17 protein-coding genes are annotated in these 19,456 nt (G+C 70.2%); 5 read left to right on the top strand and 12 right to left on the bottom strand.

Translation table 11 applies throughout. The features are described 5' to 3' along the window. Positions 1-65: 65 nt before the first annotated feature. The 3 genes from LVB77_RS04985 to LVB77_RS04975 all read left to right on the top strand — a co-directional run bounded on the left by LVB77_RS04985 (position 66) and on the right by LVB77_RS04975 (position 3,014). Positions 66-737, top strand: a complete 672-nt coding sequence (locus tag LVB77_RS04985) for a TetR/AcrR family transcriptional regulator (protein WP_232909105.1) — start codon at positions 66-68, stop codon at positions 735-737. A gap of 189 nt (positions 738-926) precedes the next feature. Further along, the gene (locus LVB77_RS04980; protein WP_232909104.1) at positions 927-1,583 is read left to right on the top strand and encodes a protein-L-isoaspartate O-methyltransferase; all 657 of its coding nucleotides are present in this window, start codon (positions 927-929) and stop codon (positions 1,581-1,583) included. Positions 1,584-1,604: 21 nt separating this feature from the next. Further along, a complete protein-coding gene (locus LVB77_RS04975) occupies positions 1,605-3,014 on the top strand; it encodes a TolC family outer membrane protein (RefSeq protein WP_232909103.1) in 1,410 nt (469 codons plus the stop codon). Positions 3,015-3,123: 109 nt separating this feature from the next. On the opposite strand, the gene LVB77_RS04970 is transcribed toward LVB77_RS04975, so the two are convergent. Together LVB77_RS04970 and waaA are read right to left on the bottom strand one after the other, a co-directional pair. Next, positions 3,124-3,426, bottom strand: coding sequence for a hypothetical protein (locus LVB77_RS04970; protein ID WP_232909102.1), 303 nt, complete (start codon positions 3,424-3,426; stop codon positions 3,124-3,126). Between the two features lie 339 nt (positions 3,427-3,765). After that, entirely contained in the window at positions 3,766-5,061 is a 1,296-nt protein-coding gene (waaA, locus tag LVB77_RS04965) for a lipid IV(A) 3-deoxy-D-manno-octulosonic acid transferase (RefSeq protein ID WP_232909101.1), read from the bottom strand. A gap of 143 nt (positions 5,062-5,204) precedes the next feature. Between waaA and lpxL the strand changes: the two genes are divergently transcribed. Beyond that, entirely contained in the window at positions 5,205-6,137 is a 933-nt protein-coding gene (lpxL, locus tag LVB77_RS04960; protein ID WP_232909100.1) for an LpxL/LpxP family Kdo(2)-lipid IV(A) lauroyl/palmitoleoyl acyltransferase, read from the top strand. Between the two features lie 34 nt (positions 6,138-6,171). On the opposite strand, the gene LVB77_RS04955 is transcribed toward lpxL, so the two are convergent. The 6 genes from LVB77_RS04955 to LVB77_RS04930 all read right to left on the bottom strand — a co-directional run bounded on the left by LVB77_RS04955 (position 6,172) and on the right by LVB77_RS04930 (position 11,078). After that, positions 6,172-7,467 carry an O-antigen ligase family protein gene (locus tag LVB77_RS04955; protein ID WP_232909099.1) on the bottom strand — a complete coding sequence of 432 codons (1,296 nt, stop codon included), beginning with the start codon at positions 7,465-7,467 and terminating at the stop codon, positions 6,172-6,174. 43 nt (positions 7,468-7,510) lie between these two features. Beyond that, positions 7,511-8,632 (bottom strand): glycosyltransferase, encoded by a 1,122-nt coding sequence (locus LVB77_RS04950; RefSeq protein WP_232909098.1) that lies wholly within the window; start codon positions 8,630-8,632, stop codon positions 7,511-7,513. Positions 8,633-8,660: 28 nt separating this feature from the next. After that, on the bottom strand, positions 8,661-8,861 hold the full coding sequence (locus LVB77_RS04945; protein WP_031370314.1) for a zinc-finger domain-containing protein: 201 nt from the start codon (positions 8,859-8,861) through the stop codon (positions 8,661-8,663). Positions 8,862-9,099: 238 nt separating this feature from the next. Further along, complete coding sequence (locus LVB77_RS04940) at positions 9,100-9,807, bottom strand: pirin family protein (RefSeq protein ID WP_232909097.1); 708 nt, start codon at positions 9,805-9,807, stop codon at positions 9,100-9,102. Between the two features lie 3 nt (positions 9,808-9,810). Continuing rightward, entirely contained in the window at positions 9,811-10,413 is a 603-nt protein-coding gene (locus LVB77_RS04935) for a YceI family protein (RefSeq protein WP_232909096.1), read from the bottom strand. A 77-nt stretch (positions 10,414-10,490) separates the two neighbouring features. After that, positions 10,491-11,078, bottom strand: a complete 588-nt coding sequence (locus tag LVB77_RS04930; protein WP_232909095.1) for a malonic semialdehyde reductase — start codon at positions 11,076-11,078, stop codon at positions 10,491-10,493. A gap of 144 nt (positions 11,079-11,222) precedes the next feature. Here LVB77_RS04930 and LVB77_RS04925 point away from each other — a divergent pair, with 144 nt between their 5' ends. Then, complete coding sequence (locus tag LVB77_RS04925) at positions 11,223-12,176, top strand: mitochondrial fission ELM1 family protein (protein ID WP_232909094.1); 954 nt, start codon at positions 11,223-11,225, stop codon at positions 12,174-12,176. Between the two features lie 151 nt (positions 12,177-12,327). On the opposite strand, the gene LVB77_RS04920 is transcribed toward LVB77_RS04925, so the two are convergent. The 4 genes from LVB77_RS04920 to LVB77_RS04905 all read right to left on the bottom strand — a co-directional run bounded on the left by LVB77_RS04920 (position 12,328) and on the right by LVB77_RS04905 (position 19,324). After that, positions 12,328-12,585: a hypothetical protein gene (locus LVB77_RS04920; RefSeq protein WP_232909093.1), complete on the bottom strand. Its 258-nt coding sequence runs from the start codon at positions 12,583-12,585 to the stop codon at positions 12,328-12,330. A gap of 494 nt (positions 12,586-13,079) precedes the next feature. Continuing rightward, complete coding sequence (glnE, locus tag LVB77_RS04915; RefSeq protein WP_232909092.1) at positions 13,080-15,917, bottom strand: bifunctional [glutamate--ammonia ligase]-adenylyl-L-tyrosine phosphorylase/[glutamate--ammonia-ligase] adenylyltransferase; 2,838 nt, start codon at positions 15,915-15,917, stop codon at positions 13,080-13,082. 138 nt (positions 15,918-16,055) lie between these two features. Continuing rightward, positions 16,056-17,405 carry a S8 family serine peptidase gene (locus tag LVB77_RS04910; protein ID WP_232909091.1) on the bottom strand — a complete coding sequence of 450 codons (1,350 nt, stop codon included), beginning with the start codon at positions 17,403-17,405 and terminating at the stop codon, positions 16,056-16,058. Positions 17,406-17,722: 317 nt separating this feature from the next. Continuing rightward, a complete protein-coding gene (locus tag LVB77_RS04905; protein ID WP_232909090.1) occupies positions 17,723-19,324 on the bottom strand; it encodes an NAD(P)/FAD-dependent oxidoreductase in 1,602 nt (533 codons plus the stop codon). Positions 19,325-19,456 lie beyond the last annotated feature (132 nt).

The raw sequence follows: 19,456 nt of genomic DNA, 5'->3' as shown, positions 1-19,456 counted from the left end.
AGGGATAATTAATGTACCTGGCGGTACTGTATAAATATCGAACCCGTTAGTCTAGTATTATCGCCATGACCGCATCACGCAAAACCGCGCCCCCGCCCGAGCCCGCCAAGACGGCCGGCCCGGGCCGCCCCAAAGACCTGGGCAAGCGCGCCGCCATCCTCGACGCCGCCTCGCGCTTGTTCACCCAGTCCGGCTTCGACGCCGTCAGCATGGATCAGATCGCGGCCGAGGCCGGGGTCTCCAAGCTGACCGTCTACAGCCATTTCGGCGACAAGGAGACCCTGTTCGCCGAGGCCGTGAAGACCTATTGCGAGCGCAACCTGCCGCCGCTGCTGTTCGAGCCCTCGCCGGCCACGCCGCTGCGCGAGCGCCTGATGACCATCGCGCGGGCGTTCTGGACCATGGTCAGCGGGCCCGAGGCGATCCAGGGCCACCGCATTCTGTGCTCGCCGCAGCTGGCCGGTTCGCCGCTGCCGGCGATGTTCTGGGAAGCCGGTCCGCGCCGCGTGCACGAAGGGTTCGCGGCCGTGCTGCGCCGGCGCATCGGCATGGGCGAGCTGGCCATCGACGACGTCGAGCGCGCCGCCGGGCAGTTCTTCGCCCTGCTCAAGGGCGAGCCGCACGCGCAGCTGGTGTTCGGCTGCGGCGACTTCGACCCGGCCCTGACCGACGCCCACCTGCAGGCCTCGGTGGACCTGTTCCTGCGCGCCTACGCCCGCGGTCCGTCCCATGGATAGAACCCAGGCCCCGCGCGCCGGCCGAATGCCTCCAGTCTTGGTGACGACACTCCTGGTTACTTCCGGCACTCAGTCCCCCGCGCCCGCAACCGCCATCCTGTATCCACCGGCTGCCGCGCCAGACCGGTAGAATTGCCGGCTGCAAAGCCCGCAATTCGACCTACGTTCCCCGCGCGAGACCCAGAACCAATGACTACGATCGATTACGCCAAAGCACGTGAACTGATGGTCGAACAACAGGTTCGGCCCTGGGACGTGCTCGACCCGCGCGTACTCGACGTGCTGGCGGCGCTGCCGCGCGAGGCCTTCGTGCCCGCCGCGCACCGCAACCTGGCCTACGCCGACCTGGCCCTGCCGCTGGGCCACGGCGAGTTCACCATGAAGCCGGTGCTGGAAGGCCGCACCCTGCATTCGCTGGAGCTGGACCCCACCGACGACGTGCTCGAGATCGGCACCGGCAGCGGCTATCTGACCGCCTGCCTGGGCCGCCTGACGCGCGAAGTGACCAGCCTGGAGATCCACGCCGACCTCGCCGACGCCGCCCGCGCGCGCCTGTCCGGGCAGTCGGTGGACAACGCCCAGGTGGTGGTCGCCGACGCCTACGCCTGGCGCAGCGAACGCCGCTACAACGCGATCTGCGTCACCGGCGCGGTCGCCGACATTCCGCCGCATTTCTACGACTGGCTGCAGCCGGGCGGACGCCTGTTCGTGGTCCACGGCCGCTCCCCGGCGATGGAAGCGGTGCTGGTGCGCAACGAAGTCAACGCTCGCCGCATCCAATCGTTGTTCGAAACCGACCTCCCCTATCTCGTCGGCGCGGCGCCCAAGCCCGTCTTCGAGTTCTGAACCGAACGTCAAGGAAGCCGCATGATCCGCCGCCCACTCGTTCTCGCCCTCGTTGTCGCCCTGCTGCCGGCCGTCGCCTCGGCCGAAGACCTGTTGCAGACCTACGAGCTGGCCCGTAACGGCGACCCGCAGTTGTCGGCCGCCGAATCCAGCCGCCTGGCCACCAAGGAAGGCGCGGTGCAGGCGCGCGCGGCATTGCTGCCGTCGCTCACGGGTGCGGCCACGCTGAGCAAGTCGCGCAACACCGCGCCCAGCTTTACCGACAACAGCGACCCGACCAATCCGGTCGAAGTGGCCGGCAACCTGACCACCGAGACGACCACGCGCAGCTACGGCGTGGACCTGCGGCAGATGGTCTACGACCGCAGCCGCTTCACCACGCTCAAGAGCCGCAACGCGCTCAGCCAGGCCGCCGACTTTCAGCTCGAATCGGCCGGCGACACCCTGATCACGCGCACCTCGGCGGCCTACTTCAACGTGCTGGTGCAGCTGGAAACGCTGGCCGCGGCCGAAGCGGCCGAGACCGCGCTGAAGAAGCAGTTCGATTACGCGTCCAAGCGCCTGGAAGTCGGCCTGGCGCCGATCACCGACGTGCACGAAGCCCGCGCCCAGTACGACAACGCCCGCGCCAACACCATCCTGGTGCGCAACGCGGTCGAAGACGCCTACCAGGCGCTGAGCGAAATCACCGGCCAGCCGATCCGCAACCTCAAGGGCCTGCCGGACGACTTCAAGCCGGCGCTGCCGGAATCGCAGGGCGTGGAAGGCTGGGTGCAGACCGCGATCGAGAACAACCCGGCCCTGCGCGCCAAGGAATTCCAGGTGCAGTCGGCCGAAGCCGACGTCGAGACCGCGCGCTCGGGCCACTGGCCGACCCTGTACCTGACCGGCGGCTACGACAAGAGCAAAAGCTGGTCCGACCGCACCTTCGGCGGCAACACCTTCGAAAGCGACAGCGAAGGCCGCGGCCCCAACCTGGGCATCACCCTGTCGGTGCCGATCTTCGCCGGCGGCGCGACCCAGTCGGGCGTGCGCCAGGCCCTGGCCCAGCGCGACGTGGCCGGCGACGAACTCGAACAGCAGAAGCGTGCCCTGGTCCGCAACGCGCGCAACGCGTATCAGACCCTGGTCGCGGGCGTGAGCGAAGTCGAAGCCCGTCGCCTGGCCCTGGTCTCGGCCCGCAGCGCCTACGAGGCCTCGCAGGTCGGCCTGGAAGTCGGCACCCGCACCGTGCTGGACGTGTTGATCAACCAGCAGAACCTGTTCACCGCGCAGCAGGCCTACGCGCAGGCCAAGTACAACTACCTGCAGAACCGCCTGCTGCTGGAACAGGCCGCCGGCACCCTCGACGTGGCCGACGTGCAGGACATCAACCGCCTGCTGACCGCCGAACCGGCCACCAAGTTCGACCCCAGCGGCGGCCAGAACTAAGCCGTAGGCGCAGCACGCAGCGACAACGAAAACCGCCGGCATGTCCGGCGGTTTTCTTTTGCGCGACCGTCGGCAAAACGGTAAGCGCATCCTACGGCGGGCGTGGCCGTCACCGCTCAGGGATCGCCGCGCGGCCGTACGCAACGACGAAATCGCGGCTCACGCCGCTCCCACAGAAAGCGGCATCCGCCATCGCAACAGATTTCTCCGTGATTGCCGTTGCCGTTGCCGTTGCCGTTGCCGTTGCCGTTGCCGTTGCCGTTGCCGTTGAGTTTGCTCCGGCATTGAAGTCCATAGAACCGAAGCCACACGACCAACCGTAGACCCGGAGGGCGGCGCGCAGGACGCGCGCCGTTTTTCGATAAGACAGGGATGTCTTATCGAAAAATCCCCGCGCCAGAACCGAAGCCACACGGGAGCTCCTGGCTCAGACCCTTCTCTTTGGTTACTTTTGACCGAAGGAAATCCTATGGACTCTTGGGTCAGCAAGAGAAAGTGACCCGCATGCGCAGCAGGCGGAAGCCTTTGACCTTCGAGCCAAAGAAGCAGAGCAACAGCAACAGCAAATCCTCCCCAACCCTCCTTTGTCAAAGGAGGGAGCTAAAAGCGCGACGCCGTAGTTTGGAGGCCATCAGAACCGGAGAAGCGCAATAGCCGGGATTCGCGGTCGCGGCTTATGACCGAAGGAAATCCCTGTGGGACGCCGCTCCTACCCAGAGCACCGACAGCAAGCGAAGACAGCGAACCGCGGTCAACCCTGCGGCGGCAACGCCGGCTGCAGCAGCGCGATCGTCTTCGCCAACGCCCCCCGCCCCAACTCGACCAAGGCACGCCCCGCCGCCACCATCTGCGCCCGCTCCGCCGGATCGGCCAGCAAACGCTCGAGCTCCACCTGCACCGCATCCGCATCCTCACCGATGCGCAAAGCCCCAGCCGCCTGCAGCCGTTCCGCGATCTCGACGAAATTGTGCAGATGCGGCCCCGTCACGATGGGCGTGCCGGTAGCCGCCGGCTCCAGCAGATTGTGCCCGCCGATCGCCTGCAGACTGCCGCCGACGAAGGCCACGTCGGCGCCGGCGTAGAAACACATCAGCTCGCCCAGCGTGTCGATCACGAACACGTCGTCGCCGTACTGCGGCCAGCGCACGCGCGAACGCGTCGATACCGTCCAGCCGACCGCGCGCGCCGATTCGGCCACCACCCGGAAACGCTCGGGATGGCGCGGCGCCCACAGCAGCAACAACTCCGGGAAACGCGCGCGCAGGCGGCGGTGGATCGAAATCACCGCCGCTTCCTCGTCCTCGTGCGTGCTGGCGGCGATCCACACCGGCCGCGTCCCGCTGTGACGACGGCATTCGGCCGCGAACTCGTCCAGCGCCTCCGGCACGGTCACGTCGAACTTGAGATTGCCGGTCTCGACGATCTGCTCCGGCCGCGCGCCCAGACGCACGAAGCGCTCGCCGTCGGCGCGCGATTGCGCCGCCACCGCATGCACCGTGCGCAGCGCGCGCGCGACCAGCGGCGCCAGCACGCGATAACCGCGCAGTGAGCGTTCCGACAGGCGCGCATTGACGATGTAGGTGGGAATGCCGCGATCGCGGCAGCCGAACAGCAGGCTGGGCCAGAGTTCGGTTTCCATGATCAGCCCCGCGCAGGGCCGATGGTGCTGGAGGAAACGCGACACCGCGCCAGGCAGGTCGTAGGGCAGGTAGACGTGCTCGACGCCGTCGCCCCAGGCCGCGCGCGCGCGGTCCGAGCCGGTCGGCGTGATCGTGGTCACCAGCAGGCGCAGGTCGGGACGGCCGCGGCGCAAGGCGTTGACCAGCGGGATCGCCGCGTTGACCTCGCCCACCGACACCGCGTGCAGCCACAGCGTGCGCTGGTGGGCCGGTCCGCGGTAGATCGCGTAACGCTCCAGCCAGCGCTGGAAGTAGGCCGGCTGGCGGAAGCCGCGCCAGATCAGGTGATAGACCGTGACCGGCGCCAACAGATACAGCGCGACCGAGTACAGGCCGCGCAACAGGCGCTCGATATAGTCCCTCTGCATGCGCCTAAGGATAACGTTCCGTACCCGCGCCACGGTCATCGACGGTGTGAAAGGTCGCGGATCGGCCACCGATCGGCCGTTTTGCGCGCACGCGACGCGGTTGGGCGACCGCGTCGCGACGCCGGGCCTCTAAACTATCGGTCATGAGCGCAACCCCGCTGCCCCCGCCCCCGCGCGGTCCCCGCCATTGGCCGATGTGGCTGGCCCTGGCCGGCATGTGCCTGGGCGCACGACTGCCATGGCCGCTGCAGCGCGCGCTGGGCCGGCTGTTCGGCGCCTTCGCCTTCGTCGTGGCCGGCGAGCGCCGGCGCGCGGCGCGGATCAATCTGGCCCTGTGCTATCCCGACAAGAGCGAGGTCGAGCGCGAACGCATGCTGCGCGAGAGTTTCCGCGACCTGGGCATCGGCCTGTTCGAGTTCGCGCGCGCCTGGTGGGGATCGGTCGCGCCGATGCGGCGCACGGTGCGCATCGAGGGCCTGGAGCTGCTGGACGAGGTGCGCGCGCAGGGGCGCGGCGTGCTGTTGATCTCCGGCCATTTCATGACCCTGGAGATGTGCGGCCGGCTGATGTGCGACCACCTACCGCTGGCCGGCATGTACCGCCGCCATCGCAGCCCGGTGTTCGAGTGGGCGGTCAAGCGCGGGCGCCTGCGCTACGCCGCGGCCATGTACACCAACGAAGAGATCCGCCCGGCGATGCGCCACCTCAAGCAGGGCGGTTTCCTGTGGTACGCGCCCGACCAGGACATGCGCGGCAAGGACACGGTGTTCGCGCCGTTCTTCGGCGTGCCGGCGGCGACCATCACCGCCACCCACCAATTCGCCCGCCTCAGCGGCTGCGCGGTGGTGCCGTTCTTCCATCGCCGCGAGGGCGGCGACTACGTGCTGCGCCTGGGTGCGCCGCTGGCGGAGTTTCCGTCCGCCGACGCCACCGCCGACAGCGCGCGCGTGAACGCGCAGATCGAGGCCATGGTGCGCGAGGCGCCCAGCCAGTACCTGTGGATCCATCGCCGCTTCAAGCGCCGTCCGCCGGGACAGGTGTCGCCCTACAAGCAAGGCCGGCGCGACAGCGATTGAACCGCGAGCGCGGCGGAACCGCAGCGTCGCGCGCTCACTCCTGCGTTTCGGGCACCGGCTGCGCCAACAGGCTGCCGGCGTACAGCGCGACCAGCAGCAAGGCGACGCCGCCCCAGAAGGTCGAATAGAACGCCAGGTGCGTGTTGAGCGGGAACAGCGTGACCGCGATCGCGAGCATGGCCGGACGCGCGCGCTCGCGCGCCTCGTCGTCGGCGAAGCGCCAGGCGCGCCAGGCCAGCGCCACGCCGGCCAGCCACATCAGCAGGCCGAAGCCGCCGGTTTCGCTGAGCACTTCCAGCACCACCTGGTGCGCGTGCAAGGCCGGGCCGTAGCCCCAGACCGCCTGCTTGCCCGGATCGGGATCGCAGCTCGGGAACGCTTCGCGGAACCCGCGCGCGCCCACGCCGTTGATCGGGTTCTCGCGTGCCATGCACAGCGCCGCGCCCCAGATGCGCGCGCGTCCGGACAGCGCGCCGTCCACGCCCTCGGCATCGGCGCTGCGGACCAGGGTGGTGCGCGCGATGCGCTCGCGCACCTGCTGCGAGACCACCGCGATGGTCGCCACCGCGATCGCGCCGAACGCGAACACGGCCAGCAGGCGCTTCCAACCCAGCAGGCGCCAGCCCGACAGCACCAGCACCAGCGCATAGGTGATCCATGAGGCGCGCGAGCCGGCCAGCACCACCACCAGCCCCACCGCCGCGGCGGCGAGCAACCAGCCGCCCATGCCGTAGCGGCGTCCGCCGGCGTACAACGCGAACGGCGACAGACTGGCCAACACCTGGCCGAGCTTGAGATTGCATGGGCCCAGCACGCCGCTGAGCCGGTCGACGCCGGCCACTTCGTCCGGCGTGCACATGCCGTGGCCGCTGATGCCGTGCTTGATCGCGTCCATCGCCGAGAACAGCGGGCTGGCGCCAGTCAACGCTTGCAGCAGCGCGTCCACGGTCCAGATCGCGACGATCACCGCCAGTCCGCCGAAGATGGTGCGGCGCCCGCGCGGATTGGCCACAGCGGACGCGGCCAGCCACAGGAACGGCAGGTAGCGCATGTCCTCCAGCGCCTTGCGCAAGGCGCGCGGCGTATCGACGGCGTCGAAGGCGGAGATCAGTTCCGGCAGCCAATAGGCGAAGAACAGCACGCTGGTCAGCGCCCAGGCCGGATTGCTCAGCAACTGCCCGCCGCTGCGGAAGCGCGAGGCGACCAGGTGCACGATCGCCGCCAGCGCGCCCAGCACCAGTACCGCTTCGGCGTAGCCCGGTGCCGGCCACAAGGCCACGTATGCCAGGATCCAGGCCGGCGCCCAGCGCCAACCATGCGTGGCGCCCACCGGTGGCGCCGGCCTGCGATCGACCCAGCGGGGGTCGGCGCCGTCAGCGCGGGCGGCGGGGGAATTCGGCATAGACGCCAAGCGTGGCCTCCTGCATCGCACGCAAGCAATAGGCCATCGTATCCGTTGCCGCCGGCGGATGCGTTAGCAATTCGCGAGCGGCCGCGTGCAGCGCGCGCGGATCGAAAGGCGCAGCCGCACCGGCCGGCTGCAGCTGCGCGAGCAGTTCGCCGACGCCGCCGTGCGCCCAGCCGAGCACGGCGCGGCCCACCGACAAGGCTTCGATCACGGTGCGGCCGAAGGCCTCGGGCTTGCGCGACAGCTGCAGCACCAGATCGGCCGCCGCATAGGCGCGCGCGATCGCGTCGGTGGGCGCGGTGAACGCGACCGCGTCGGCGATGCCCAGCGCCGCGGCTTCGCGCTCGAGCTCGTCGATGTAGGCCTCGCGCCCGGCTTCGCGCGCACCCGGCAACCACAGCCGTGCGTCGCTGCCCTCGCCGCGCAACGCGGCCAGCAGTTGCAGCGCGTCGGCATGGCCTTTCAGGCGCGTGCCGCGGCCGGGCAGCAGCAGCAGCGGGCCGGCGCCGGCGAGCGCGGGATGCAGGCCGGCAGCCCAGGCGCGCGCGTCGCGGTCGGGCGCGGGCGCGCGCGGGAATGCGGCCGGGTCGATGCCGCGCGGGATGGTGCGCAGCTTGCCGGGATCGGTGTCGGGGTAATGGCGCAGCACGTAGTCGCGCACGGTGTCGGACACGCAGATCACGCGCTCGCCGGCGGTCATGACCGCGCTGTAGCGCGAGGGCGAATTGAGCCCGTGCACGGTGGTCACGAAATGCGGCCGCGACGGCACCGGCATACCGCGCAGCGCCAGCCGCGTCAGCCAGGCCGGCAGACGCGAGCGCGCGTGCACGATATCGGCGCCGGTCTCGGCGAACACGCGCCGCAGGCCGCGCACATGGCGCAGGCTGCCCAGCGATTTGCGCCCGATGTCCAGCGCGATGTGTTCGGCGCCGCCGGCCAGCAGGCGCGGCAGCAGCCGGCCGCCGGCAGACACCACCACCGCGCGATGCCCGGCGCGCACCAGCGCGTCGGCGATCTCCAGGGTGGAGCGCTCGACGCCACCGGACTCCAGCGCCGGCAGCAATTGCACTACGGTCAGCGGGCGCACGCGGAACCTGCGGCGTGGCCGGGCTGGCTCAGTCGTCGACCAGGGTGAAATGCGCGCCGCAGTAGGGGCACTGACATTCGCGCTCGGCCTCGATCGGCAGGTACACGCGCGGATGCGAATTCCACAGCGCCATCGACGGCAGCGGGCAGCTCAGCGGCAGGTCGGCGCGCGTGACGGTGTAGCGCTGCTCGGCGTTGGCCTGAGTGGGATGGGCGTTGGCTGCGGTCATGACGGACGACGGGTGGCGACGCGGGGGCGTAGTTTAGCAGGTGGAGGCGGGACGGCCGGTGGGCGCGTGTTCGGGCTTGGCGAGAGCCGATGCGAGCGCGGCGCATACACCTCGCCCCGGACCCTCATCCGGCCCTGCGGGCACCTTCTCCCACAGGAGAAGGAAAACCGATGACCTAGCCCCTCTCCCACTGAGAGAGGCGTTGGGGTGAGGGCCCGGCGCGAGCGCGATGCCGGACCTACTGCGCCGGCAAATCGAACCACAACACGTTCGCCGCCTCATCGCCGAGTCCGACGAGGCGTAGCGCGCCGCCTTCCTCGCGATAGCCCAGCGCATCGCCGGCCTGCAGCCTGCGGCCATTGGCCTCGACCTCACCTTCGGCCACATGCAGCCAATACAACCGCGCCGGATCCAGCTCGCGCTGCAAGGCGGCACCCGCCACGGGGCGCGCACCGTGCAGCCACGCCTGCTGCCGGATCGCGATGCTGCCGTCGGCGCCGTCGGGCGACGCCAGCAGCGTCCAGCCCTCGCCACCCGCACCGGCCTCGCGCTGGGCGTAGGCGGGCTGAGCGTTGAGGCGGTCGGGCTGTATCCAGATCTGCAGGAAATGCACCGGCTCGGCGTCGGACGCGTTGTACTCGCTGTGTTCGACACCGTGGCCGGCGCTCATCCATTGCAGCTCGCCGGGGCGGATGGTGCCGCCCCCGCCGCTGCTGTCCTTGTGCGCCAGACCGCCGCTGAGCACGTAGCTCAGGATTTCCATGTTGGCATGGCGGTGCGGCGAGAAACCCGCGCCGGCGGCGACGCGGTCCTCGTTGATCACGCGCAAGGGGCCGAAGCCCATCCAGGCCGGATCGTAGTAGCCACCGAACGAAAACGTGTGGCGGCTGTCCAGCCAACCGGCCTGGACGCGGCCGCGGGCACTGGAAGGGCGTTCGACGATCATCGCTTAGGTCTTGGCCGGCGCCGCCGCTTCGGCCTTGGGCACGATCGCTTCGGTGGTGATGTGGATGGTCACCTCGTCGCTGACGTTGGGCACGTACTTGCCGACGCCGAACTCGCTGCGCTTGATGGTGGTGCTGGCGTCGAAGCCGGCGGCGGCGCGCTTGGCCATCGGCTGCTCGCCGACCTTGTTGATGGTCACGTCCAGCAGCACCGACTTGGTCACGCCGTGCACGGTCAGATCGCCGGTGACCTTGAGCTTCTTGTCGCCCGCGGCCTCGACCTTGGTGCTCTTGAAGGTGATGGTCGGGTACTTGGCGGCGTCGAAGAAATCCTCGCTGCGCAGGTGCTCGTCGAACGCGGCCACGTGCGAATTCAGCCCGGCCAGCGGGATGGTGACCTCGACCGAGGACGACGCCGGCTTGGCCGGATCGTAGGTGATGCTGCCGTCGACCTGGCCGAAGTGGGCGACCGGGTTGGAGAAACCGAAATGGCTCCAGCTGGCGACGACATCGGTGTGGTTGGGATCGATCTTGTAGGTCAGCGGAGCGGCGGTGGCGGCGCCCGCGAAGGCGAGAGCGACGGCGGCGGCGAGCAGGAAGCGCTTCATGGCGGGAAATCTCCGGGTAGGGGCCTAAGGCCGGTCTGTGCGGGGCGGTGGCGGTGGGACAGCGGAAGCGGCGCCGATCAGAGGATCTGCGCAACCTCGTCGAACGACAAGCGCGGCGAACGCGGGAACAGCTTGGACGCGTCGCCATGGCCGAGGTTGACCAGGAAATTGGACTTGATCGGGGTGCCGGCGAAGAAGGCCTCGTCGACCTTGGCGTTGTCGAAACCCGACATCGGGCCGGCGTCCAGGCCCAGCGCGCGCGCGGCCAGGATCAGGTAGGCGCCCTGCAGGCTGCCGTTGCGGAACGCGGCGGCGCTGCGGCCTTCGCGCGGGCCGTCGAACCAGGCCTTGGCGTCGGTGTGCGGGAACAGATAGGGCAGCTTCTCGTGGAAGTCCTCGTCGTGGGCCACGATCACCGTCACCGGCGCCTTCATGGTCTTCTCCAAGTTGCCCTCCGACAGCGCCGGGCGCAGCTTTTCCTTGGCTTCCGCCGACTTCACGAACACGTAGCGGCCCGGCGACATGTTGGCGCTGGTCGGCGCCCACTTCAGCAGGTCATACAAGGCGCGCAGGGTGTCGTCGCCGACCTCGCCGCCGAGTTCGTTGTGGGTGCGGGCGGTGCGGAACAGCTGGTCCAGGGCGGCGTCGGACAAAGTCGAGGACATCGGAATCTCCAGGGGAGGCCGGAGCAGGAGCGCCGCGGCGAAGTGCAGAAGTGTAGAGTCCGGGCCGTTAAGCAAAGCCGCCATCGCCGGAACGGATTGATCGCACCAGTGCAACAAAAGAAGCCATCCAGCGCTGTTATATCCATGGATGAAACCCTGGTCCTAAGCGACGGCCATGCCGGCAACGTGCGCCAGGCCCAGGCGCTGGCGGCCGCACTGGGCCGCAGCGCGCGCGAGTTCGTGCTGGACCCGCAGACGCCCTGGGCCTGGACCGCACCGCGCCGGCTGCCGGGTGCCGCGCGCGCGTTCGGCGCGGCGTTCGCGCCGCTGCTGGCCGCGCCGCCGGCGCTGGCGATCGGTTGCGGCCGCCAGGCCGCACTGGCCACCCGGCTGCTGCGTGAGCGCGGCGCGCGCGCCGTGCAGATCCTCGACCCGCGCATCGACTGCCGCCACTGGGATCTGGTGATCGCGCCCGAGCACGACGGCCTGCACGCGCCCAACAGCCTGTCCCTGCTCGGCAGCCTGCACCCGGTCGACGACCTGTGGCTGGCGGCCGCGCGCAGCGCCTTCCCGGCCTTCGGCGCGCTGCCTTCGCCGCGCACCGCCCTGCTGCTGGGCGGCCCCAGCGCGCATGCGGCCTTCGATGCCGCCGGCATCGAGGCGCTGATCGCCGGCGTCGCCGCCGGCGTCGAACGCGAAGGCGGCAGCGTGCTGGCGACCGCCTCGCGACGCACGCCCGCGCCGGTACGCGAACGCCTGCGCGCTCACCTGGCGCAGGTGCCCGGCGTGGTCTGGTCGGGCCCGGAAGACGGCGTCAACCCGTATGCCGGGCTGCTCGGCTGGGCCGATCGCGTGATCTGCAGCGCCGACTCGGTCAACCTGCTGTCGGAAGCCGCGGCGACCACGGTGCCGCTGTACATCGCCGGCGTCGACGCCTTGAGCGGGCGACCGCGACGGTTCGTCGACCGCCTGCTGGAGAGCGGCCGCGCGCGCCGCTACGGCGGCATGGACGCGTTGGACGGCTATGCGGTCACGCCGCAGCGGGAAACGGCGCGGATCGCCGATGAGGTGCGTAGGCGTTTGGGGTTGGGCGCTTAGCGACGCCGGCAAGGCGCGGGGACGAGGGATCGCGCGCGCTCCCCTCGCCGACGATGCGGTTCGCCTTCGGCTCACCGCATCCTACGGCAGCACTCGATCATCGACGGCCTACGGACCGCTACGCCGCCGCGCGCGATAACGAAATCGCGGCTTACGCCGCTCCCACAGAAAGCGGGCGGCAGCCGCCATCGCAAACGATTTCCCTGTGATTGCCGTTGCCTTTGCCTTTACCGTTGCCTTTGCCTTTGCCGTTGCCTTTGCCGTTGCCTTTGCCTTTGCCGTTGCCTTTGCCGTTGCCTTTGCCGTTGCCGTTGCCTTTGCCGTTGCCGTTGCCGTTGCCGTTGCCGTTGCCGTTGCCGTTGAGTTTGCTCCGGCATTCAAATCCATAGACCCGAAGCCACACGAGCAACCGTAGACCCGGAGGGCGGCGCGCAGGACGCGCGCCGTTTTTCGATAAGACAGGGATGTCTTATCGAAAAATCCCGGCGCCAGAACCGAAGCCACACGGGAGCTCTGGGCTCAGACCCTTCTCTTTGGCTACTTTCTCTTGGGTCAGCAAGAGAAAGTGACCCGCATGCGCAGCAGGCGGAAGCCGTTGACCTTCGGTCAGAAGAAGCAGAGCAAGAACAAAAGCAAATCCTCCCCAACCCGCCCGGCCAACAGGCACAGCCTGTTGTCGTTCACCCGTGCACGAACCTGCGGTTCGTAAACGCACGGCTTCACCCTTTGTCAAAGGAGGGAGCTAAAAGCGCAACGCCGGGATTTGGAGGCCATCGGAACCGGATAGGCTCGATAGCCGGGATTCGCGGTCGCGGCTCACGCAGCTCCTACAAAAAGCGCCCGCAAGAGGCCGTGCCCCGCACCCGCAGCAGGCGACTGCGACCAGGACGAACCGACACCCGCCTACTCGAACCGCAACCCCTGCCCCTGCACCGCCGCCCGAATCGCCGCCCGCGCCACCTCCACCTCGTCGTCCGGCGCCACCCGCCGCGCCCGCCGATCCAACGTGCAATCCAACCCCCGCGCCAACAACGTCGCATGCGCCGCGCGCAACGCCGCCGCGTCGGTCGCGGCCAGCGCACCCACCGTCTCGGCGACCCCGATCAACCCAGGCGTATCGCGCGGTGCCAGCAGCGCCGTATGCGCCTGCGCCTCGCGCAATACCAGCGCCTGCAGCAGGAACTCCAGATCCACCAACCCGCCCTCGCCCTGCTTGAGATCGAACGCCGCCGCATCGCTGCGATCGAGCTCGGCGCGCATGCGCAGCCGCATCGCGCTCACGTCCTCGCGCACCTTGTCCGGATCGCGCGCGTGCGTCAGCGTCTGCGCGCGCACCCGCTCGAAATCCTCGCGCAGCCCCGGATCGCCGGCGACGCCGCGCGCACGCACCAGCGCCTGATGCTCCCAGGTCCAGGCGCGCTCGCGCTGGTACTCGGCGAAGCTGGTCAGCGACGACACCAGCAGGCCCTTGGCGCCGTCGGGGCGCAGGCGCACGTCGACGTCGAACAGACGTCCGCCCGCGGTCACCGCGCCCAACAGCGCGACCACCTTCTGCGCCAGCCGCGCGAACCAGCGCACCGCTTCCAAGGGCCGCGCGCCGTCGGAATGCAGGCTCTCGATCGACACGCCGTCCGCGTCCGCGCGCGGCGCGTCGTACAGGAACACCAGGTCCAGGTCGGAGCCGAAGCCCAGCTCCTCGCCGCCCAGACTGCCGTAGCCCAGCACCACGAAGCGCGAGCCCGGCACGCGGCCGTGCGCGGCGGCGACCTCGCGCTCGGCCAGCGCGAGCACGCGCAGCACCACGCCGTCGGCCAGCCAGGCCAACTGGCGCGCGCTTTCCTCGGCCGACTGGCGACCGTCGCGCAGCGCCAGGGCGATGCGGAAGCTCAGCGCCTGGCGCACTTCGTTCAAGGCCTGCAGGGAGGCCTCGGTGTCGTCGCCGCCGTCGACTTCCTCGCAGGCCGAGATCAGTTCCGACCGGCCCGGCAAGGGCCCGGCGACGCGCGCGTCCAGCAGCTCGTCCAGCAGCAGCGGATGCGCGGCCAGGCGCTCGGCCAGCAAGGCGCTGCGGGTGACGGTTTCCAACAGGCGCGACAACGCGGCCGGCTGTTCGTCGAGCAGCGCCAGATAGGCGCTGCGGCGCAGGATGTTGTGCAGCAGCGCGAGCAGGCGCTTGAGCGCGAGCATCGGCTGCGAGGACACCGCCGCACCCTGCAGCAGCGCCGGCAGCACGCGGTCCAGGCGCGCGCGCGCGCCGTCGGACAGGCCGCGCACGCCGGGGCTGCGGGCCAGGTCGCGCAGCAGCGTGTCGGCCGAGGCCGCGTCCTCGAAGCCGGCGTCGGCCAGCACCTCGGCGCTGCCCGCCTCCGGCAGCGCGCGCCAGTACACGGTCAGCGCATTGGGCGCGACCACGCGCCGGCGCGGCGCCAGCAGCGCGTCGAACTCGGCGGTCACGCGCGCGCGGCGTTCGTCCAGGGCCGTGCGCAGCTCCTGCCAATCCGCATAGCCCAGGCCGTGCGCGATGCGCGCGCGGTCGCCGTCGGCCTCCGGCAGCGCATGCGTCTGCGCATCGCGCAGCATCTGCAGGCGGTTTTCCAGCCGGCGCAGGTAGCGGTAATCGTCGATCAGTGCCGCGCCCGCGGCCTCGCCGATCTGGCGCTGCGCGATCAGCTCGCGCAGCGCCGGCAACAGGCGCCGACCGCGCAGTTCGGCTTCGCGGCCGCCGCGGATCAGTTGCAGGGCCTGGGCCAGGAATTCGATCTCGCGGATGCCGCCGGGCCCGCGCTTGATGTCGTCGGCCAGTTCCTTGCGCGCGACCTCGGCGCTGATCGCCGCCTTCATCGCGCGCAGGCCGTCGAGGGCGCCGAAGTCGAGATAGCGCCGGTACACGAACGGGCGCAGCGCTTCGAGAAAGCGCTCGCCGGCGTCGATGTCGCCGGCCACCGGGCGCGCCTTCTGCCAGGCATAGCGTTCCCAGTCGCGGCCTTCGCGCTGGAAGTACTGCTCCATCGCCGCGAACGACCAGGCCAGGCGGCCGGCGTTGCCGTAAGGGCGCAGGCGCAGGTCGACGCGATGGCAAAAGCCGTCGGCGGTGACCTCGTCGAGCAGGCGCGCCAACTGCTGGCCGAGCTTGGCGAAGTAGTTCTCCGCGTCCAGCGCGCGCGCCGGATCGCGGCCGTCGTATTCGGTGCTGCCGTCGTGTTCGTAGGCATAGACCAGGTCGACGTCGGAGCTGAAGTTGAGCTCGCCGCCGCCGAGCTTGCCCAGGCCGAACACCACCAACCGCTGCTGCGCGCCGTCGCGGTCGCGGACCACGCCGTAGCGCTGCGCGAACTCGGCCTCCAGCGCCTGCAGCGCGCGCTGCAGGCAGACCTCGGCCAGTTCGGTGCTGCCGGCCAGGGTGGCGTCGACCTCGTCCAGGCCCAGCGCGTCGCGCCAAATCAGCCGGGTCGAGCCGGCCGCGCGGTAGCGGCGCAGCACGCCGCCCCAATCCGCGCGCTGCTCGGGCAGCAGCTCCGGCAGCGGCCAGGGTTGCGCGCCGTCGTCGGCGGCCAGTGCCTGCAGCAGCGCGGGCTGGCGGACCAGGGTGTCGACGGCGAAATCGCTGATCGCCGCGACGCGCGCCACCCGCGCGGCGAGTTCGGGATCGGCCAGCGCGGCGGCGGTGTCGGGCGCGGACGCGCGCAGGCGCGCGAGCGCGCGCTCGCTGGCATCGGAGAAAACGACGGCGGGTTCGGACATGCGCCGATGATCGCATGGCGGTCGCGACGCTTCGCCACGCGCGCTCTCAAAAAAAAGCGGACGCCCGCCGCACGTGTCGGTCGGGCGTCCGTCGCCGCGCCCGGTCACCTCGGTCGCGGCACCCCTGCTCGGTAACGGCTAGCGCAGCGCGTCGTCGGCGTTCACGCGCCCCTTGCCGAAGAATTCGTCGACGCCGCGTGCACCCAGGTCGGCCGCGCCGTGCCTGAGCGCGTCCTCGACCCGCGAGACCTGCAGCTCGCCGCCGTTGGCGCCGATGACCAGCGCCGCGATGCCGGCCGCGTGCGGCGAGGCCATGCTGGTGCCGCCGGCCCAGGAGAAGCCGCCGGTGCTGTCGCTGAACACCAGGTCGAACACCCAGCACGGCCGCAACAGGCCGGCCACGGTGCAGTTCTCGTTGCCCGGATACACCGAGTCGCCGCCCGGCGCGGCGAAGTCGACGGTGCGCTTGCCGTAGTTGGTGTAGCTGGTCGGAATGTCGAGGTTGGTGTTGAAGTTCAGCGCCCAGCCGATCGGCGCGGTCGCCGATATGCCGATCACGCCTTCGACGCCGCCCGGGAACGACATCAGGCGGTTGCCGTCGGCATCGGTCTCGTGGTCGAAATCGATCGCCTCATTGCCGGTGGACGCGATCACGATGGTGTTGTTCTGGCGCGCGTACAGCACCGCCTTCTGCATCGCCTTGATCAAGTCCTTGGTGTCGGCGGCGATCGGCAGGCCGCCGCTCACGCCCAGGCTCATGTTGATCACGTCGGCGCCGTTGTCGGTGGCGTAGACGATGCCCTGCAGGATGCCGGCGAAGCTACCGCTGCCGGTGAACTCCGACAGCACCTTGACCGCGAAGAACTTGGCCGAGGGCGCCACGCCGATGATGCCGACGCCGTTGTCGGCCGCGGCGATGGTGCCGGCGACGTGGGTGCCGTGGTTGAACGCCGGGAACGGCCGCGTCGCGCAGGCGCCTTCGCCGGCGACGAACGAGGTGTTGAGGTTGGCCAGCAGGTTCGGCACCAGGTCCGGATGCGCGCAGTCCACGCCCGAATCCAGCACCGCCACCACCGCGCCGGCGCCGCGATAGCCGTGCGCCCACGCGTCGGTGGCGTGGATCGCGGTGTGGCCCCACTGCAGGTCGAAGCGGGTGTCGTTGTCGCCGGTGTTCGGCGGGCTGGCGGCGTTCTCGCCCAGGCTGAGTCCGCTCACCACGGTCGGCTGCTCGAACTGCAGCACCCTGTCGCGCGCCGCCGATTCGATTTCGCTCAACTGCATCGCGCGTGCGGCGAAGCCGTCGTCGGCCTCGACGATCGCCACGCCGATCTGCGGGTAGCGCGCCTGTACCTGTCCGCCCGCGGCGGCGATCTTGGCGGCCAGCGCGGGACTGAAGTTCAGCGCTTTCGCCTGTACGACGTAAGTCGCCGCATGCGCGTTGCCCGCCACCAGCGCGGTCGCGCACAAGGCCAATGTCCAAGCTTTCATAGCCTCTACTCCTGGATAAGAGTGATTTACGTCACAGTCACCCCCGTGCGTGCGCAGCGTAGGCCGATGCGGAAGGGGTCTCAAGGCACGGATTCGCGGCCGAAAACGGCCACCGTATGTCGCGTGGGGCAGCGGCGCGGGGCGTGGCGCCGATCGCGTACAAAAGCGCGCGCAATAAAAAAGCCCGCCCCGGTCGAACCGGTTGCGGGCCTGCTCCCTCCCCCACGTCGGGATGCGGGGCGATCGTGAAGGAAACGTTATCCCCTTTGCACGCTGCACTGCAAAACGATACCCGCCAGTTCAAAAAAGCCCAGGATTCAGGCAGTTACATGAATAGGGGCCGCCGCATGCCGTAGCGGTGCCAAACCCAGCTGCGCCAGCACCGCCCGCGCCGCCGTCTCGCCGGACTCGCAACCGCCCTCCATGAAGCCCTGCGTGTCCAGCGCGCAATGCTCGCCGGCGAAGTGCAGGCCGCCCACCGATTCGCCCATCGCCCCGCGCAGGCCGGTCCAGTCGCCGGGGCGCAGGCAGGCGTAACTGCCCAGCGACCAGGGATGGCTGGGCCAGTGGAACCGCGCCTCGCGCGCGCCGGTGCGCGCCTGCGCCAGACCGGGGAAGACCCGGTCCAGCGCCGCGGTGGCGGCGTCGGCCTGCTCGCGCGGCGTGCCCCGGCCCAGGTCGAGGCCGTGCTGGCCGCCGGTGAAGTTGGTCAGCACGCCCCCCGCGCCGGCCTGCTTGCGCGTGGTGTCCCAACTGGTCTGGTAGGCCAGGTCGCTCATCGAGGCGCCGTTGCCGCCCTGCTCGCGCCAGACCCGGCGGTCGTAGCCGATCATCAACTTGGCGTTGCTGCCGTAGGCCAGCTCGTCGATCGCGCGGCGCTTGACCGGCGGCAGTTCGGCGGCGATCTCGACCTTGCGCAGCAGGGTGAACGGCAGCGCCAGCACCACCTGCTTGGCGCGCACCGTGCGCGAGGCCGCACCGCGCCGGAACGACAGCGCATAGCCGCCGGCCTCGACGCGCACCGACTCCAACACCTGCCCCTGCTCGATCGCGTCCTCGAGCTTGCCGCCCAGCCGCTGCACGATCAGGTCGTTGCCGCCGCGCACGTGGAAGCGCTCGTCGCTTTCGCCGAACACGGCGAAGGCGTCGCCGCCGGTGCCGATGAAGGTCAGCAGGTTCAGCGCCGACTGCTGCTCGATCGCCAGGCCCATCTCGGTGGTGTAGGCCACGTCGATCAGCTTGCGCAGCCAACCGCCGACCTGGTTGGCGTCCAGCCATTGCGCGATCGACAGCGCGTCCAGCGCCTGCGCGCCCTGGGCGTCGCGGTAGGTGATGTCGCCGTCGCCCAGGCGCGACAGGTCGCGCTCGATCAGGGCCGCGACCGGCACGAAGGCCTCGACCAGTTCGCGCTCGCCGATGCGGCGGCCGTCGAAGTACCAGGCGTCGGCATCGCTGTCGCCGGCGAGCAGGTCGTCCAGGGTCAGCCCCAGTTCGCCGGCCAGGGCGCGGATGCGCGCGTGGTTGCTGTCGATCAACTCGCCGCCCAGCTCGATCACCTGGCCGTCAGGGAAATGGTCGCGCAGGCTGAGCATGCGTCCGCCGACCCGGCCCTGGGCTTCGTAGACGCGCACGCGCACGCCGGCCTGGCGCAACCGCCAGGCCGCGGTGAGGCCGGCGATGCCGGCGCCGACCACGACCACTTCGTCGCCCGCGGACGTCAACGCGCGCGGCGGCGCCTGTGCGCAGCCGGCCAGCATCAGGCCGGCACCGGCGCCCTGCAGCAGGCGCCGACGGCGCAGGTCGGTGCGGCGCTCGCGCGCGTAGTCCTGCAGCTCGTCGGCCGCCTGCGGCGTGTGCAGGGACGCGCGCGCGATCCGCGCCGCGCGGCGCAACAACGAGTACAGAGGCGTGCGGGCCATGCGCGTTTCCTGATTCGGGATTGTGGACAGGCAACGCGGACCGGCGCGCCCTCAGGCCAGAACGCAACGCAGGTGGCCGCTTCGACGCGGTTCTCTCGTTGTATAGGTCTCAGCGCATGATCTATAACTTGG

Source organism: Lysobacter sp. 5GHs7-4 (assembly GCF_021284765.1).
Classification (GTDB): domain Bacteria; phylum Pseudomonadota; class Gammaproteobacteria; order Xanthomonadales; family Xanthomonadaceae; genus Lysobacter.
The sequence above is the reverse complement of the archived record's forward strand: the minus strand, read 5'-3'. Positions and strand labels throughout refer to the sequence as shown.

What these genes read in the sequence shown, in the direction of transcription:
- LVB77_RS04985 (WP_232909105.1), top strand. Translation starts at nt 66, where the DNA reads ATGACCGCATCACGCAAAACCGCGCCCCCGCCCGAGCCCGCCAAGACG.
- LVB77_RS04980 (WP_232909104.1), top strand. Translation starts at nt 927, where the DNA reads ATGACTACGATCGATTACGCCAAAGCACGTGAACTGATGGTCGAACAA.
- LVB77_RS04975 (WP_232909103.1), top strand. Translation starts at nt 1,605, where the DNA reads ATGATCCGCCGCCCACTCGTTCTCGCCCTCGTTGTCGCCCTGCTGCCG.
- waaA (WP_232909101.1), bottom strand. Translation starts at nt 5,061, where the DNA reads ATGCAGAGGGACTATATCGAGCGCCTGTTGCGCGGCCTGTACTCGGTC.
- lpxL (WP_232909100.1), top strand. Translation starts at nt 5,205, where the DNA reads ATGAGCGCAACCCCGCTGCCCCCGCCCCCGCGCGGTCCCCGCCATTGG.
- LVB77_RS04945 (WP_031370314.1), bottom strand. Translation starts at nt 8,861, where the DNA reads ATGACCGCAGCCAACGCCCATCCCACTCAGGCCAACGCCGAGCAGCGC.
- LVB77_RS04940 (WP_232909097.1), bottom strand. Translation starts at nt 9,807, where the DNA reads ATGATCGTCGAACGCCCTTCCAGTGCCCGCGGCCGCGTCCAGGCCGGT.
- LVB77_RS04935 (WP_232909096.1), bottom strand. Translation starts at nt 10,413, where the DNA reads ATGAAGCGCTTCCTGCTCGCCGCCGCCGTCGCTCTCGCCTTCGCGGGC.
- LVB77_RS04930 (WP_232909095.1), bottom strand. Translation starts at nt 11,078, where the DNA reads ATGTCCTCGACTTTGTCCGACGCCGCCCTGGACCAGCTGTTCCGCACC.
- LVB77_RS04925 (WP_232909094.1), top strand. Translation starts at nt 11,223, where the DNA reads ATGGATGAAACCCTGGTCCTAAGCGACGGCCATGCCGGCAACGTGCGC.
- glnE (WP_232909092.1), bottom strand. Translation starts at nt 15,917, where the DNA reads ATGTCCGAACCCGCCGTCGTTTTCTCCGATGCCAGCGAGCGCGCGCTC.
- LVB77_RS04910 (WP_232909091.1), bottom strand. Translation starts at nt 17,405, where the DNA reads ATGAAAGCTTGGACATTGGCCTTGTGCGCGACCGCGCTGGTGGCGGGC.
- LVB77_RS04905 (WP_232909090.1), bottom strand. Translation starts at nt 19,324, where the DNA reads ATGGCCCGCACGCCTCTGTACTCGTTGTTGCGCCGCGCGGCGCGGATC.